Origin of the sequence: Streptomyces gottesmaniae, from assembly GCF_031845845.1 — a bacterium.
GTDB classification, from domain to species: domain Bacteria; phylum Actinomycetota; class Actinomycetes; order Streptomycetales; family Streptomycetaceae; genus Streptomyces; species Streptomyces akebiae.
The window spans coordinates 146577-162362 of record NZ_JAVRFJ010000002.1; the positions used below are offsets into that span (position 1 = coordinate 146577).

Here is a 15786-nt window from a genome sequence, read left to right on the forward strand (position 1 = left end):
GTCGTACGTCAGTTCCCCTCTGCTCTGCGCAAGGAGTATCCGTATCCGTGGCCACACCCCCGCCCTTCGGGCCCCAGCCACCTCACGGAGGTGGCCCGTTCCCGCCGGCGGGGCAGCCGCAGACGGGGGGCGGGCAGCCGTATCCGTCCGGGGCGGCCGCCGAGCCCTGGGGTCGGTCCTGGGGACAGACGTATCCGGCGTGGGTGCCCACCCCGCCCGTCAACGGGCTCGCGATCGCCTCGCTGGTGCTCGGAGTGCTCTGCTTCCTGCCGGGGATCGGGCTGGTGCTGGGCATCGTCGCGCTGGCGCAGATCAGGAAGAAGGGGGAGCGCGGCAAGGGCATGGCGGTGGCCGGAATCGTCCTGTCGACGGTCGGCGCGCTGCTGATCACCCTCGCCTTGACCACGGGCGGCGCACGCGACGCGTGGGACGGCTTCCGCGACGCGGCGAGCGGCGTGGGTGGCACTTTCTCGGTGGCGAAGGGCGAGTGCTTCGACTCGGTCAGCGGCTCCCTCGAGGGATACGCGTACGACGTCGACATCGTGCCGTGCGACGGTGAGCACGACGCCGAGGTGTTCGCCGGCTTCCCGATGCCGGACGGCGACCGCGCGGACGGTGACTTCCCCGGCGACGACGCGATCACGGACGTGGCCGACGACCGGTGCTTCGAGCTCTCGGAGGCGTACGCGATGGACGTCTGGGCGCTCCCGGCCGACGTCGACGTCTACTACTTCACGCCCACCCGGGAGAGCTGGCGCTACGGCGACCGCGAGATCACCTGCATGTTCGGCAACGTGGATCCCGAGGCCGGCCTGACGGGCTCGCTGCGGCAGGACGCGACGACCCTCGACAGGGACCAGTTCGCCTTCCTGGAGGCCGACGCGGTCCTGAACGACGCCTTCGACGAGATGCCCGACACGGACTACGTGGAGGACGATCTGGCGGGGCACAAGGCGTGGGCGTCACAGGTGGTCGACGCCCTCGACCAGCAGGCGACCGCCCTGCGCGCACACGACTGGGACCCGGCCGTCGAGCAGGCCGTGATCGACTACGCCGACGCCCTGGACGAGGCGCGCGAGGAGTGGGAGGCGGCGCGCGGGGCGCGCGACGCCGAGGACTTCAACGACCACTGGGACGAGGCGCACCGACTGACGGACGGCACCATGGCCATCACCGCGCGCGAGGCTCTGGGGCTGGCCACCGCACCGCCGACGTACGACGACGAGGACACCGGCGGGGGCGACGGCGAGGACGGGCCCAAAGCGGAGGTGTGAGACGCCCCCCATAGTGGGGAGAAAGTGCCTGCGTAAAGCCCTTCCCGGGTACATGTCATCACATCGAGTGATTCTCTGGCCTTTGCTTGCCTGGCTGAACCCAGGGTTGCCACGCTGTTGCTGTCTGTACATCCAGATGGGAGCGGCCAGTGACTTTCGGTGAGCAGCCGGCGTACTTGCGTGTCGCGGGTGATCTCCGCAGGAAGATCGTGAACGGATCGCTGCCGCCGCACACCCGCCTCCCTTCCCAGGCCCGTATCCGCGAGGAGTACGGCGTCTCGGACACGGTCGCGCTGGAGGCCCGCAAGGTGCTCATGGCCGAGGGGCTGGTGGAAGGCCGCTCGGGGTCGGGTACGTATGTGCGAGAGCGGCCGGTGCCGCGCAGGGTCGCACGCTCCGGATTCCGGCCCGCCGGGGGCGCCACGCCCTTCCGGCAGGAACAGGCCGACGCCGCGGCGCGCGGCACCTGGGAATCGCGCAGCGAGCAGGTCGAGGCGGGTCGGACGGTCGCCGAGCGGCTGGAGATCCAGCCCGGTGACCGCGTGATGTGTACCAGGTACACCTTCCGGGACGCGGGGGAGGCGATGATGCTGTCCACTTCCTGGGAGCCCCTCGCGCTCACCGGTCGCACGCCCGTGATGCTTCCCGAGGAGGGTCCCCTCGGGGGTATGGGAGTCGTCGAGCGCATGGCGGCCATCGACGTCGTCGTCGACAACGTCACCGAGGAGGTGGGTGCCCGCCCCGGGCTGGCCGAGGAGTTGCTCGCCCTCGGCGGTGTCCCCGGGCATGTCGTCCTGGTCGTCCACCGCACCTACTTCGCCTCCGGGCGCCCGGTGGAGACGGCGGACGTGGTGGTGCCGGCGGACCGCTACCAGGTGGCGTACCACTTGCCGGTGAAGTGAGGCCGAGGCGCGGCCCGTTCGGGAACCCGGCTGAGCGCGTGTGCCGGACGGTGACACGGGCATGGGCCAAGTAACCTGTGCCAGGGGGAAGTTGAGGTCGTCTCAGCCTTCAGGGATCCGTCCGAACGTAGTTCGAATTCGGTCGTTCTCCGCGACGGGTCGTCGTGGCGCCCGGTAGGTGCCCGTTTCGCGCGAACGGCACGGGATCGCTGCTCGTCGGTGCGAAGGGGGGCGCGCGGGTGGTGATCGACGGCGCGTTCGACGGGGTGCGCCCCCCTCGTCTTGGCTGGTTGCGTACCTCTTTGTGAGAAGTCAGATTCGCTGCGTAAAGGTTGGGCGTACGCTCGGGCATATGCGGATTGCGGTTTCCTTAGGTGGCGGGGCGCGGCGGCATCCGGGGGCGGGACCTGGAGGGGCCGGGACGGGAAGGAGCGGTGGGGGTCGATGAACGACGGCACGATCACTCTTCCCTGGCTCGTCATAAGGCAGGACGACAACGGCAATCGCTACCGGGTGGGCAGGTACGCGACGCGCGCCGAAGCGCAGAAGATCGCGGACAGTCTCGACGCCCGCGGCCACAAGCAGCTCTACTGGGTCGAACGAATCGGGCAGAACGGCCAGAACGGGATGAGTGGGAGCAAGTGACGCACCCCGCCCGGCGCTCGTGTCCGCTCCCGTAGGCTCCCGCGCATGACCGAACCGATCGTGGTGGTGGGAGCCGCTCTGTTGAGCGGCGGCCGACTGCTCGCCGCGCGCCGCAGCGCACCGCCTGAGCTGGCCGGACGGTGGGAGCTGCCGGGCGGCAAGGTGGAGCCCGACGAGTCTCCCGAGCAGGCGCTCGTGCGTGAGCTGCGGGAGGAGTTGGGTGTCGAGGCGAAGTCCGCGGAGCGGGTGCCCGGCGAGTGGGTGGTGCGGCCGGGCTATGTGCTGCGGGTGTGGATCGCGCATCTGCTGTCCGGTGAGCCTCGGGCGCTGGAGGACCATGACGAGCTGCGTTGGCTGACCGTGGACGAGGTGTGGGATGTCGACTGGCTGGATCAGGATGTGCCGGCGGTGATGGAGGCGGCGCGGCTGGCTTGGGGCGACGGGGGCGTGTGACGCCGCGCCGGGTGCGGTCCCTCGCCCCCGCCGCCCCAGTCCGTCCCGTCCGGGACCGCCGCCCCTCGATCCCCGTCCCCTCCCGGAGGGCGCTGCCCGGCGGCCCCGTCCCGCCCCAGGGGCGCTGACCCCTCGTCCCCTCCTCGGCCCGTCGAAGATTCGGCGCTCCGCGCCGGACCCGTTCGCGCAGTTCCGCGCGCCCCCTTCGAGCTGGCCCGAAGGTTGAGGGTTGTCGCCCCTACGCCGTTTGTGCCACAGTGCGCCCTCGTGCGCGGTACTTCGGGCTTGATATCGGGTATGTGCCCATTAACCCCATGAAACCGGACAGGGCCTGCTTCTGGACTGGGAAGTGATCGGCGTGATCGACAGCGGAGACGACTGCGCCGAGTGGACCTTCCCCGCGCAACCAGGGGCGGTGCGGGACGCTCGTGCGGTGGTGCGAGGCCAGCTGCGAGAGTGGCGGCTGGAGGTGCTCGCCGACATCACCGCCCTGTTGGTGAGCGAGTTGGTGACCAACGCGCTGCGGCACGCTACGGGACCCATCGGCGTGCGGCTCGTGCGTCCCGCCGACCCCTCGGGGACCCTCCTGGTCGAGGTCTCCGACCCGTTGCCCGACCCACCGCGCGAACGCGCGGCCGATGCCGACGACGAGAGCGGCCGGGGGCTTCAGTTGGTGGCCTGGTCCTCCCGGGCCTGGGGTACCCGCCCCGGGGAGACGGGCAAGACCGTCTGGTTCGAGCTGGCGGTTCCCGGCTGAGCGTCTCCGCCCACGTACGAACCGAAGGTCCGGATGCACGGCGGGGGTTCACGGCGTACGGCAGGGGGGAGGGGGCGGCTACCGGGGGCGCGCGTGCGACCGACTGGTTCAAGCCAGTAGCGCTGGCTGGAGTCTTTGATTCGAGGGGGCAACGCCTGGTTAGAAGACTTGGGAGTATGTCGCAGCCGGTCCAAAAACGATCGGGACCGTGCTGTGATCGTGAACACCGTGTTGCGCGGCGCCGTAGTGCTGGATACTGCGGGCAGCCGCCCCTGGTGACCGAAGCCGGACGCGGTGAGCTGGAGGGGACGGTTCGCGTGAGCGAGATACCAGCGAAGGCCACGAAGTCCACGGGGTCAGGGAACCCGTCGGACCGCGCGAGGCCCGAGGCCGCAGACGGCTCCGGCCTGGGCGGAGCCACTCGCGACAGCGGCGCCGCACGCGACAGTACGGGCGACGGGCCGAGCGGCGGCGGCCGCACCGACGCGCGTGGCCCCGGCGCCGGCGGATCCGTCGGCGGCGCGGGCGAATCCGTCGGTGGCAGGGGTGTCCTGGGTGGTCACGGGGTCGGTGACCCCATGTGGCAGACCAGCCCACCCGGGTCCATGTACGACTACATCAAGGTCGCCTCGTTCTCGATCGGTCCGGACGGACTCGTCGACCAGTGGAGTCTGCGGGCCGAGCAGTTGTTCGGTATCTCGGCGGAACGGGCCGTGGGGATGGACCCCATCGAGACCTTCGTCGACCCCGATCGGCGTGCGGAGGGCCAGCGGAAGATGGCCGAGGTCCTCGACGGCCGGGAGTGGACCGGGGTCGTCCCCTTCCGTGTGCCGGAGCCCGGTGGGGAGGAGGGGCTCGCCGAGGTCTATGTGATGCCCACCACCGTGGAGGGCGGTGAACGGGCCGCCGTGTGCATCGTCGTGGACGTCCGGACACTGCGCCGGATAGAGACCGACCTTGCCGCTTCGCAGGCCATTTTCGGCCAATCTCCTTTCGGGTTCCTTCTGATAGACACCGATCTCCGGGTGAGGCGCGCCAACCAGCGGTTCGCCGCCATCTACGGAGGCGAGGTCGACGACCACCGCGGCCGGGGCGTCCACGACTATCTCCAGTCCCCGGAGGCCGAACGGGTCGAGGCGACCCTGCGCCGGGTCATGGAGACCGGCGACTCGATCACGGACATGCACATCACGGGCTTCGTGCCCGGCTCCGAGGAGCGCCGTCACTGGTCCGTCAACCTCTACCGCGTGCACAGCGGCACCGGCCGTCCCATCGGCATCGCCTGGCTCGCCATCGACATCACGGCCCGCCGCTCGGCCGCCCGCGAGGCCGCCGCGGCCCGGCGGAATCTCGCCCTCCTCAACGAGGCGGGCTCGCGCATCGGCAACTCCCTCGATCTGGAGACCACCGCCCGCGAACTCCTCGACGTCGTCGTCCCCGGCTTCTGCGACCTGGCGACCGTCGACCTCTACCAGGGCCTGCTGGTGGGCGACGAGACCCCGCCCGGACTCGCCGACGGCAGCGCCGAGCTGCGCCGGGTCGCCTTCGCCAGCGCCGTCTCCGACGCGCCGTTCGTCGGCGGACCCGCCCCCGTCCGCGTCGGGGCCGTCCACCACTACCCGTTCAACTCGGCCTGCTCGGACGCCCTGCGCACCGCCCGCCCCCAGGAGGTGCCCGAGGAGGGCAACCTGATCCAGTCGACGCTCGCCGTGCCGATGGTCGCGCACGACACCGTCGTCGGGCTCGTGCAGTTCTCCCGGACCAAGGGCAGCGAGCCGTTCGGGGAACGCGACCGGGGCCTCGCCGTCGAGCTGGCCGCCCGCGCCGCCGTCTGCATCGACAACGCCCGCCTCTACCGCCGCGAACACGAACGCGCCCTCATCCTGCAGCGCTCCCTGCTGCCGCCGGGCGACCCCGAGGCCTCCGGGCTCGACATCGCCTGCCGCTATCTGCCGGGCAACGCGGCCACCGAGGTCGGCGGCGACTGGTTCGACGTCATCGAACTTCCCGGTCACCGCACGGCACTCGTCGTCGGCGACGTGATGGGCCGCGGGCTGCGGGCAGCGGTGGCGATGGGCGAACTGCGCACGGCAGTTCGCACGTTGGCCCTGCTGGACCTGGAGCCCGCCGAGGTCCTCTCGGCGCTCGACGAGATCGCCCGTGGCCTCGGCACCCCCGGTGGCGTCCAGTCGGCCTCCCGCACCGCCGCCAGCCGGCCCAGCGACAAGGACCTCTCCGAGGTCTACCTCGCGACGTGCGTCTACGCCGTCTACGACTCGGTGACCCGCCGGTGCACCTTCGCCAACGCCGGCCATCTGCCGCCGGTGCTGGTCGAGCCGGGCGAGAGCGCGCTGATGCTCGATGTGCCGCCCGGCATGCCGCTCGGCGTCGGCGGCGAGCCGTTCGAGGAGGTGGAGGTCGAACTGCCCGAAGGGGCACTGTTGGCGCTCTACACGGATGGACTGGTCGAATCCCGCGACCACCCGCTCGACGAGGGCCTCCAGGCGTTCGTCGGCGCCCTCACCGACCCCGGTCAGCCGCCGACCACGCTCCGCGCGGACACGCCGCGGTCCCTGGAGGACGTCTGCGACCACGTCCTCAACACCCTCGACACCCACCACGGCGAGGACGACATCGCGCTGCTGATGGCCCGTGTGCAGGGCCTGCCGGAGGACTCCGTCGGCGACTGGACCCTGCCGCGTGAGCCGCGCAGCGTGGGGCGCGCCCGTGAGTACGCCCGCGGACGGCTGCAGGCGTGGGATCTGGAGCCGCTCGTCGACACGGCGGAACTCCTGGTCAGCGAGCTGGTCACCAACGCGCTGCGGTACGGCGAGGGCGAGATCCGGCTCCGGCTGCTGCTGGACAGAACGCTGGTGTGCGAGGTGTGGGACGCCGGGCTCGTGCAGCCGCGCCGGCGTCGTGCCCGGGACACGGACGAGGGCGGACGCGGGCTGCAGCTGGTCGGGCTGCTCTCCGCCGCGTGGGGCTCCCGCCGGACACCTCGCGGCAAGACGGTGTGGTTCGAACTGCCGTTGCCGGGTGGCGAGCATGGGCTGACGGATCCGGCGGAGGCCTTGCTGAGCCTGTTCTAGGGGCGGGCGTCGCCGCCGCGCTTCCCGCGCCCCTTCGAGGGCACGGGGCGACCCGGCCGCTCAGAACTGGCCGCTCATCGCTCTGCGGGCCCGGGTGGCGGTTCCGCCGTAGCAGGCGGGGCCTCGGAGGTCTGCCCGGCCGGTGCCGTCCGGGGACTCGCCGAGGATGATGCCGCCCAGGAGGGCGCCGGAGAGGCCGTCGCCGCCGGGGCCGCCGTACGGGTTGCCGTACGCCCGTACGTCCTGCTCGGCCAGGTGGCGTGCCTCCTGGGCGAGGGTGTCCGCGCGTCGGGCGTGGTCGCCGTTCTCCGCGTCGTCGTCGAGCGCCAGGTGCCGTTCCGCCTCCGACAGCCGCGTCCTGGCCCGTACGCCGACCGCCGCCCGGTGCGTGGTGACGAAGTCCGCCGCGGCCGCGACGGCGCTGCGGGACGGCAGGGACCAGCGGCTCTGGCGGCGCAGGACGTCGAGGGGGTCGTCGTACGGGCCCGTGTACGGAGCGCCCTGCTTCGCGAGCTCGGTGGCGCGGGCCAGCTCGGCGGAGAGGCGCTCCACGCCCGTCACGAACAGGTCCGCCTGGTCGATCGCGCCCTCGGCCGCCCGTAGGTGCACGGCCGCGGTGTCCAGGTCACCGGGGTAGGCCGACTGACGGGCCCGGTTCAGTTCGGTGGTGGCGAAGACCAGGCGGTCCTTGGCCTGCTCGACGTGGCCCGTGACGGGGAGGGAGGCGGCGGGGGCGTAGGTGTGGCGAAGGTCGGTGAGGATGTGGGCCGCGTTCGCCGTACGACCGGTCAGCTCACGGAAGCGGGCCTCCGCGCACTCCAGGGCGGGGGCGATGTCCCACTCCAGGGCCCGGAGTTGGTCGAAGGCCGGGGTCGCCGTGTCGAGCCGCCGCTGCGCCGTCGTGCACCGGGTGAGGATCGTCTCCAGCAGCGCGCGCTCCTCTTCGGGCGACAGCGATGCGCTCGCCTCGTCCAGCCGCCGGCCCGCCTCGAACGCGGCCACCAGTTCAGCCCGCGCGTCTGCCAGGGCCTCCACGAACGGGCGCACCGCGTCCCGCGTCGCCGGCGTCTCCGCGAAGGGCTGAGCCGGATCGAGCACGAACGGCGTCGCCGCGTGCGGTCCGACGGGTCCGGGCGGCCGCGTCGGTCTCGCCACCTCCGGCTCGTCTACGTCCGGTTCGTCAACGTCCGGGTCTGGCTCGTCTACATCCGACTTCTCCGCGTGCGGCTTCCCCGTGCCCGGCTCGTCCGCGTCACCGCGGCTGGGGGGACCCGCTGTAGGGGGCTCGGCATCGGCGCGCCCCGGCCGGGCCGCCGCGAAACCGAGTTCCTCGGTGCTGGTGCGGACACTGTCGTCGGTCTCGACGAGCAGGCGCCGGGCGCGGCGGCGCAGGTCGGGCAGCGGGGTCGTAGGGGGGTCGAAGACGCCGGTCGGGGTCGTGCGCAGCCGGGCGCGGCGCCTGCGTCGTACGAGGGAGTACGCGGCGACGGCGACAGCCACGCCCGCGGCGGCCACCGGCAGGATCAGATCCGAGCCGGAGCTGTCGTCGGCCGGAGCCGCGATCCCGTCGGCGGACGGGGCCACGACGAGCCGGCCGGGGGCGGCGGCCGCGGGCCACTCGCCGGCGGGCGGTCCCATGACCCTGACCACGGACCCCTCGGCGGCGTCGTACGGACCCCTGGGGCGCCCCTCGGCGGCCGTCTCCGTCGCCGTGGGCAGCAGGAGCCACGCCAGGGCCACGAGCCCCCCGAACGCGGTGTGGGCCACGCGCACGGCTATGTGGGACGTGGCCCCGCGCGCTCGGCTCCTGCTCAGACGCGACGTCACATTCGGGAGCGTATGGCCGGTGCCGGGCGCCCGCGAGCGGGGTGGGCCGGGGTGGGGAGCCGCCCGTGTGCGGCGGGCGGGGTGCCGACCGCCCGCCACCACGGACCGCCCGGGACCTCACGCCCGGGACCTCACCCGGCCGAGGAGCGCCTCCTGATCTTCGAGCCCAGCCACACCAGCGGGTCGTACTTGCGGTCGACGGCACGTTCCTTGAGGGGGATCAACGCGTTGTCCGTGATCTTGATGCCCTCCGGGCACACCTCGGTGCAGCATTTGGTGATGTTGCAGTAGCCGAGACCGTGTTCGTCCTGAGCCGTCTTCTTGCGGTCCAGGCCGGTGTCCTCGGCCGCGTCCAGCGGGTGCATGTCCAGTTCCGCGACCCGCATCAGGAACCGGGGGCCCGCGAAGGCGGGCTTGTTCTCCTCGTGGTCACGGACGACATGGCAGGTGTCCTGGCAGAGGAAGCACTCGATGCACTTCCGGAACTCCTGCGGGCGGTCCACGTCCTCCTGCATCATCCGGTACTCGCCCGGGCCGAGCTTCTCCGGCGCCACGAAGGCCGGCACCTCGCGCGCCTTGGTGTAGTTGAATCCCACGTCCGTGACCAGGTCACGGACCACCGGGAAGGCGCGCAGCGGTGTCACGGTGATCGTCTCGTCCCGCTCGAACACCGACATGCGGGTCATGCACATCAGCCGGGGACGACCGTTGATCTCCGCCGAACACGAACCGCACTTGCCCGCCTTGCAGTTCCAGCGGACGGCGAGGTCGGGGGCCTGGGTCGCCTGGAGGCGGTGGATGATGTCGAGCACCACCTCGCCCTCGTTCACCTCGACCCTGAAGTCCTTCAGGTCACCGCCCTCGACATCGCCGCGCCACACCTTGAAGCGGGCCTCGTAACCGCTCATGACCGCGGCTCCTCGTAGCTGTTCACTCGTACAGCTCCTCTTCGGCGAGGTACTTGACCAGCTCCTCCTTGTCGAAGAGGGCGAGCAGGTCGGGACGGATGGCTTCGGTGGTCTCACGGGTGAGGGTGATCGGGCCGACGACGGCGTCACCGGCCGCCGGAGCGGGTACCGGACCGGCCGCCGGATCGGGCACGGGACCGGCCGCCGGATCGGTGAGCCGGCAGAGCAGATTGATCCGACGCCAGTCGCGGTCCATCGCCGGATGGTCCTCGCGGGTGTGGCCGCCCCGGGACTCCGTGCGCTCCAGCGCCGCCCTCGCCACGCACTCGCTGACCAGCAGCATGTTCCGCAGGTCCAGGGCGAGGTGCCAGCCGGGGTTGAACTGCCGGTGCCCCTCGACCCCCGCCCGGCGCGCCCGGCCCCGCAGATCGGCGAGCTTCTCCAGCGCCTGTTCCATCTCGCCCTCGCGGCGGATGATGCCGACCAGGTCGTTCATGGCCTGCTGGAGTTCCTGGTGCAGGGTGTACGGGTTCTCCGGCGGCCGACCCCCCGCCGCCTCGGGCTGCCCGGGCGCCGGGCCCTCGGCGGAGAACGGACGCAGCGCCTCGGCGGCGGCCGTGTCGACCTCGATGTCGTCCACCGGAGGGCGCGCACCGGCCAGGCCCGCCGCGTACTCGGCCGCGTGCAGACCCGCCCGGCGGCCGAAGACCAGCAGGTCGGAGAGGGAGTTGCCGCCCAGCCGGTTGGAGCCGTGCATTCCGCCGGCCACCTCACCGGCCGCGAACAGGCCCGGCACCCCGCGTGCGGCCGCCGTGTCCGACTCGACCGCGATCCCGCCCATCACGTAGTGGCAGGTCGGCCCGACCTCCATCGCCTCCGCCGTGATGTCGACGTCCGCCAGCTCCTTGAACTGGTGGTACATGGACGGCAGTCGGCGCCGGATGGTCTCCGCCGGCATCCGCGTGGACACGTCCAGGAAGACCCCGCCGTGCGGCGAGCCCCGGCCCGCCTTCACCTCGGCGTTGATGGCCCGCGCCACCTCGTCGCGCGGCAGCAGTTCGGGCGGGCGCCGGTTGTGGTCCGGGTCCTCGTACCAGCGATCGCCCTCCTCCTCGGACTCCGCGTACTTCTCCTTGAAGACGTCCGGGATGTAGTCGAACATGAACCGCTTGCCCTCGGAGTTCCTGAGCACCCCGCCGTCACCGCGCACCGACTCCGTGACGAGGATGCCCTTCACCGACGGCGGCCAGACCATGCCCGTCGGATGGAACTGCACGAACTCCATGTTCAGCAGCGGCGCGCCCGCGAGCAGCGCCAGGGCGTGGCCGTCGCCCGTGTACTCCCACGAGTTCGACGTCACCTTGAAGGACTTGCCGATGCCCCCGGTGGCGATGACGACGGCGGGTGCCTCCAGCACGAAGAAGCGCCCCGACTCGCGCTCGTACGCGAAGGCCCCGGAGACCCGGTCGCCGTCCTTGAGGACCCGGGTGACCGTGCACTCCTGGAAGACCTTCAGGCGGGACTCGTAGTCACCGGTCTCCTTGTGGTCCTCCTGCTGGAGGGCGACGATCTTCTGCTGGAGGGTGCGGATCAGCTCCAGGCCCGTACGGTCGCCGACGTGGGCGAGGCGCGGGTACTCGTGGCCACCGAAGTTGCGCTGCGAGATCCGGCCGTCCTTCGTACGGTCGAAGAGGGCGCCCCAGGTCTCCAGTTCCCAGACCCGGTCGGGGGCCTCCTTGGCGTGCAGCTCGGCCATCCGCCACTGGTTGAGGAACTTGCCGCCGCGCATGGTGTCGCGGAAGTGGACCTGCCAATTGTCACCGGAGTTGACGTTGCCCATGGCGGCCGCGATGCCGCCCTCGGCCATCACCGTGTGCGCCTTGCCGAACAGGGACTTGCAGATCACGGCCGTACGGGCGCCCCGCTCGCGGGCCTCGATCGCGGCGCGCAACCCGGCGCCGCCGGCGCCGATCACGACGACGTCCCACTCCTGTCGCTCGACCACGGACATCAGAACAACCTCGGATCGTCGAAGGCGCCGGACGCGACCAGATACACGTAGAAGTCGGCGAGCGCCACGCTCACCAACGAGGCCCAGGCGAGCTGCATGTGACGGGCGTTCAGCTTGCCGACCCACTGCCACATCCGGTAGCGCACGGGATGCCTGGAGAAGTGCTTCAGCTTGCCGCCGACGATGTGCCGGCAGGAGTGGCAGGAGAGGGTGTACGCCCAGATCAGCACGATGTTGACGAGGAACACGAGGGTGCCGAGGCCCATGTGGCCCCACTCGTAGTTCTCGTCGCGGAAGGCGAGGACCGTGTCGTAGGTGAGGATGCCGGCGACCAGCAGGGCGGCGTAGAAGAAGTACCGGTGCAGGTTCTGCAGGATCAGCGGGAAGCGGGTCTCGCCCGAGTACTTCTGGTGCGGCTCGGCCACGGCGCAGGCGGGCGGGGAGGCCCAGAAGCCGCGGTAGTAGGCCTTGCGGTAGTAGTAGCAGGTCAGGCGGAAGCCGAGCGGGAAGATCAGGATGATGATCGCCGGTGAGATGCCCCACCAGCCGCCGAAGATCTCCCAGTTGGGGCCGCCCCGCATGGGTTCGCAGCGTTCCGCCAGGCAGGGCGAGTAGAACGGCGAGACGTAGGGGGCCGCGTAGTAGTGCTCGTCCGCGAAGGCCCGCCAGGTCGAGTACACGATGAAGGCGAGCAGTCCGGCGGCGGTGGCGGCGGGGGCCAGCCACCAGCGGTCGGTGCGCAGGTGCGGGGCGGAGATCGCGGCGCGCGTACGGGTCCGCACGCCGCCGCGCTGTGGAAGGGGTTCTGTTGCCGGTGGTTCCGTACCAGTGGCCAACGGGGGACTCCCGGTCGGGTTGGTTGTCGGGGGTGGGCGGACGACGGCGGTCAGGGGGCGCGGCGGTCGCGGGAGCCGAGGCCCTCGTCGTCCGAGTCCGTCCACAGGGAGCTGTCGTACGGGGTGTCGGGGATGGGGACGAGGTCGGGGCGGCGCGGGTTCGCCAGGGAGGGGGCGGCCTCGCCGAGCAGCGCGATGCTCTCGCGCAGGTGGTCGGCGTCGGTGCGGACGCGGCGTATCTCCAGGCCGCTGCCGCCGAGCTGTTGTTCCAGGCGACGTACGGACCGGGTCAGTTCGTCCAGGCAGCGCCGGACCGACGTCAAGTCGTCGTGCACGGACATGACTTGCCCTCGCTTTCACGGGGTGTGGGCCCCAAGGCGGCAACGTTCATGCGCCTGCGAGTGTCGCGCGTCACACCTGCCGGTGGGAAGCGGTCTGCGGCTTTCTTTTGCGCGGGTGGGGTGGGGTGGGGTGGGGTCCGGACGGGTCGGCGGTCGGGTGCGGGCGCGTGGGGCTTCAGTCTCCATGCGACCGGCCCTCTCCCGGGGGACCCGCGTCCGAACGGGTGGGTTCCAGGGTGTCGCCCGTCGTGTCGGTGGCCCCGCGAGAACCTCGTCCTCTTCAGTGGGCCGCATCCGTCTGATCAGCTCCATATACCGCCGAACGTGATCAGAGCCGCCCCCGTCCCCGTTCTCCCACCGCGGAGCGAGGAGGTCGCCATGACGCCGATTCCCCACGACCGCGTTCGACCGCGCGCCCCGCGCCGCTCGCTGGTGTTCCTCGTCGCCGGCGTGCTCACCATGCCCGTGCTGAGCGGATGCGGTGAGGAGGACCCGGCGGGCAGGCCCGTCGCCGGACAGGACATCGCGCCCGCCGCGCGGAACCTGGTCGCCGACGGCGGCACGCTCCGCTGGGCCGTGGACGCCGTACCGGAGACGCTGAACACGTTCCAGGCGGACGCCGATCCGGCCACCGCACGGATCGCCGGCGCCGTACTGCCGTCGATGTACCGCCTCGACGCCAGTGGACGCCCCGAGCTCAACTCCGACTACGTGGAGTCCGCGGAGGTCGTCGAGCACGAGCCCCGGCAGGTGGTCCTCTACAAGCTCAACCAGCAGGCGGTCTGGAGCGACGGCCGGGAGATCGGCGCCGCCGACTTCGCCGCGCAGTGGCGGGCCCTGTCCGGGAAGGACTCCGCGTACTGGACGGCCCGGAACGCCGGCTACGAACGCATCGCGAAGATCGAGCGGGGCGAGAACGACCTGGAGGTCCGGGTCACCTTCGCCCGCCCGTACGCCGACTGGAAATCGCTGTTCACACCGCTGTACCCGAAGCAGGTGATGGGAACCCCGGACGCCTTCAACGACGGGGCCCGCAAGAAGCTCAAGGTCACCGCCGGGCCGTTCGCGCTGAAGGACATCGACCGCAAGGGCGGCGCGGTCACGCTCACCCGCAACCCCCGCTGGTGGGGCCGCACCGCCAAGCTCTCCACCCTGGTGCTGCGGGCCGTGCCGCGGACCGAGCGGGTCGAGGCGCTGGCCGAGGACAAGATCGACATCGCCGAGGTCGACTCGGTCCAGGCCGAGCGGATCATGCTCGCCTCCCGTGACAAGAAGGAGGCGGGGGCCGCCGGGCCGCTCTCGCAGAGCGACTCCGCGAAGGCGCTGCGTTCCTGGGCCGTCGCGCACGGCTCGGACGAGGAGGCCGCCGGAGACGAGATCAGCGCACGGAAGAAGCGGCGCGCGGCGATCGCCGCGTACACCGCCCAGCAGTCCGCCCTGCGCGGCTTCACCGTCCGCCGCTCCCTGGAACCCGCCTTCACCCAGCTCGCCCTGAACGGTTCCGACGGCCCCCTCGCCGACGAGCGGGTCCGCCGCGCCGTGGCCCGCGCGATCGACCGTGAGAAACTCGCCGCCCTGGTCCTGGAGCCCCTCGGCCTGCCCGCTGTCCCTGTGGGCAGCCACCTCGCCCTCGCCGGCCAGGCCGCCTACGCCGACAGCAGCGGCGCTCTCGGCGGTCAGGACACCGACGAGGCGCGCGCCCTGCTCGCCGACGCCGGCTGGGAGCAGGGTGGCCCCCTGGAGCCCGTCAAGCCCACGGAGAGCGAGAAGGCGGCCGGTGCGGAGGCGGAGACGACCGCGACGAAGGACGCCTCCGGCTCAGCCGAGCCCAGCTCCGGCAAGCCCACCTCCGGCAAGCCCAGCTCCGACAAGCCCGCCTCCGGCTCCGACAAGCCCGGCTCCGGCGCATCCCGCTCCGCCGCGGATGAGAGCACGTACACCGTCGGCCAGGACGACAAGCCCCGCGACGCCTACGAGAAGGAGGGCGAGGAGGGCGCGCACCTCGCCCAGGACGGCAGGCAGTTCCAGCCGGGCGGCGCGCCCGGCGCGTACGCGCCGCAGGGGACGCGGGCGCCCGCCGGTGCCGCCAGGGGTCCGCTCGCCAAGAACGGCAAGCTGTTGACCCTGCGGTTCGTACTGCCGTCGGGGCCGGGCACGGAGTCGCTGCGGGCCGTCGGCGGGCGGATCGCGGCGATGCTGGAGCGCGTCGGGATCCGTACGGAGATCTCCAAGGTCGCGGACGAGAGCTACTTCAAGGACCACATCGCGAACGGGCAGTACGACCTCGCGCTGTACTCCTGGCCGACGTCCGCGTACCCCGCCACCGACGCCCGGCCGATCTACGCCAAGCCGGTGCCCGCGGCCGACGGCTCGCTGAGTGTCGAGCAGAACTACACGCGCGTCGGCACCGACCGGGTCGACCAGCTCTTCGACCAGGCGGTCTCCACCCTCGACGAGGCCAGGACGCGCTCCTTGATCCGCAAGGCGGACGCCCGCATCTGGGCCGCCGCCGGGTCCATCCCCCTCTACCAGCGGCCCCAGCTCGTCGCCGCCCGCACCGACCTCGCGAACGCGGGTGCCTTCGGCTTCCAGACCCCGATCTACGAGGACATGGGCTTCCTGAAGAAGGGCGCGAAGGGACCGGCGCGGCCCACGGCGACGTAGGGGACCACTCCCTCGAGCTCGAGGACCCTGGCCGCCGCCCCGTGTCGTAGGGGGCGGCGGCCGACGTATGGGGCGG

Annotated in this window: 12 protein-coding genes; 7 read left to right on the plus strand and 5 right to left on the minus strand. The window is 71.8% G+C overall.

What is annotated here, in order from left to right:
• Nucleotides 1-47: 47 nt before the first annotated feature.
• From RM704_RS03125 to RM704_RS03150, 6 genes are all read left to right on the plus strand, one after another.
• Nucleotides 48-1274 (plus strand): DUF4190 domain-containing protein, encoded by a 1227-nt coding sequence (locus tag RM704_RS03125; RefSeq protein WP_078936959.1) that lies wholly within the window; start codon nucleotides 48-50, stop codon nucleotides 1272-1274.
• Between the two features lie 149 nt (nucleotides 1275-1423).
• Nucleotides 1424-2176, plus strand: coding sequence for a GntR family transcriptional regulator (locus tag RM704_RS03130; protein ID WP_033525551.1), 753 nt, complete (start codon nucleotides 1424-1426; stop codon nucleotides 2174-2176).
• A 444-nt stretch (nucleotides 2177-2620) separates the two neighbouring features.
• Nucleotides 2621-2821, plus strand: coding sequence for an SPOR domain-containing protein (locus RM704_RS03135; RefSeq protein WP_033525550.1), 201 nt, complete (start codon nucleotides 2621-2623; stop codon nucleotides 2819-2821).
• Between the two features lie 45 nt (nucleotides 2822-2866).
• Nucleotides 2867-3274: a (deoxy)nucleoside triphosphate pyrophosphohydrolase gene (locus RM704_RS03140; protein WP_033525549.1), complete on the plus strand. Its 408-nt coding sequence runs from the start codon at nucleotides 2867-2869 to the stop codon at nucleotides 3272-3274.
• A 349-nt stretch (nucleotides 3275-3623) separates the two neighbouring features.
• A complete protein-coding gene (locus RM704_RS03145; protein ID WP_033525548.1) occupies nucleotides 3624-4031 on the plus strand; it encodes an ATP-binding protein in 408 nt (135 codons plus the stop codon).
• Between the two features lie 317 nt (nucleotides 4032-4348).
• Nucleotides 4349-7123 carry a SpoIIE family protein phosphatase gene (locus tag RM704_RS03150; RefSeq protein ID WP_369015699.1) on the plus strand — a complete coding sequence of 925 codons (2775 nt, stop codon included), beginning with the start codon at nucleotides 4349-4351 and terminating at the stop codon, nucleotides 7121-7123.
• Nucleotides 7124-7183: 60 nt separating this feature from the next.
• Here RM704_RS03150 and RM704_RS03155 read toward each other — a convergent pair whose 3' ends face one another.
• The 5 genes from RM704_RS03155 to RM704_RS03175 form a co-directional block, all read right to left on the minus strand.
• Nucleotides 7184-8950: a hypothetical protein gene (locus RM704_RS03155; RefSeq protein WP_311589206.1), complete on the minus strand. Its 1767-nt coding sequence runs from the start codon at nucleotides 8948-8950 to the stop codon at nucleotides 7184-7186.
• A gap of 131 nt (nucleotides 8951-9081) precedes the next feature.
• Nucleotides 9082-9858: a succinate dehydrogenase/fumarate reductase iron-sulfur subunit gene (locus RM704_RS03160; protein WP_033525547.1), complete on the minus strand. Its 777-nt coding sequence runs from the start codon at nucleotides 9856-9858 to the stop codon at nucleotides 9082-9084.
• Nucleotides 9859-9880: 22 nt separating this feature from the next.
• Entirely contained in the window at nucleotides 9881-11869 is a 1989-nt protein-coding gene (locus RM704_RS03165; RefSeq protein WP_033525546.1) for a fumarate reductase/succinate dehydrogenase flavoprotein subunit, read from the minus strand.
• Complete coding sequence (sdhC, locus tag RM704_RS03170; protein WP_033525545.1) at nucleotides 11869-12705, minus strand: succinate dehydrogenase subunit SdhC; 837 nt, start codon at nucleotides 12703-12705, stop codon at nucleotides 11869-11871. Before sdhC ends, RM704_RS03165 begins: the two co-directional genes overlap by 1 nt.
• A 50-nt stretch (nucleotides 12706-12755) precedes the next feature.
• Complete coding sequence (locus tag RM704_RS03175) at nucleotides 12756-13046, minus strand: Rv0250c family protein (protein WP_033525544.1); 291 nt, start codon at nucleotides 13044-13046, stop codon at nucleotides 12756-12758.
• 378 nt (nucleotides 13047-13424) lie between these two features.
• On the opposite strand from RM704_RS03175, the gene RM704_RS45435 reads away from it, so the two are divergent.
• Nucleotides 13425-15710 (plus strand): ABC transporter family substrate-binding protein, encoded by a 2286-nt coding sequence (locus RM704_RS45435; RefSeq protein ID WP_033525543.1) that lies wholly within the window; start codon nucleotides 13425-13427, stop codon nucleotides 15708-15710.
• The last annotated feature ends 76 nt before the right edge of the window (nucleotides 15711-15786 follow it).

Coding starts and splice junctions, on each gene's coding strand:
- RM704_RS03135 (WP_033525550.1), top strand. CDS start 2,621: ATGAACGACGGCACGATCACTCTTCCCTGGCTCGTCATAAGGCAGGAC.
- RM704_RS03140 (WP_033525549.1), top strand. CDS start 2,867: ATGACCGAACCGATCGTGGTGGTGGGAGCCGCTCTGTTGAGCGGCGGC.
- RM704_RS03160 (WP_033525547.1), bottom strand. CDS start 9,858: ATGAGCGGTTACGAGGCCCGCTTCAAGGTGTGGCGCGGCGATGTCGAG.
- RM704_RS03165 (WP_033525546.1), bottom strand. CDS start 11,869: ATGTCCGTGGTCGAGCGACAGGAGTGGGACGTCGTCGTGATCGGCGCC.
- RM704_RS03175 (WP_033525544.1), bottom strand. CDS start 13,046: ATGTCCGTGCACGACGACTTGACGTCGGTCCGGCGCTGCCTGGACGAA.
- RM704_RS45435 (WP_033525543.1), top strand. CDS start 13,425: ATGACGCCGATTCCCCACGACCGCGTTCGACCGCGCGCCCCGCGCCGC.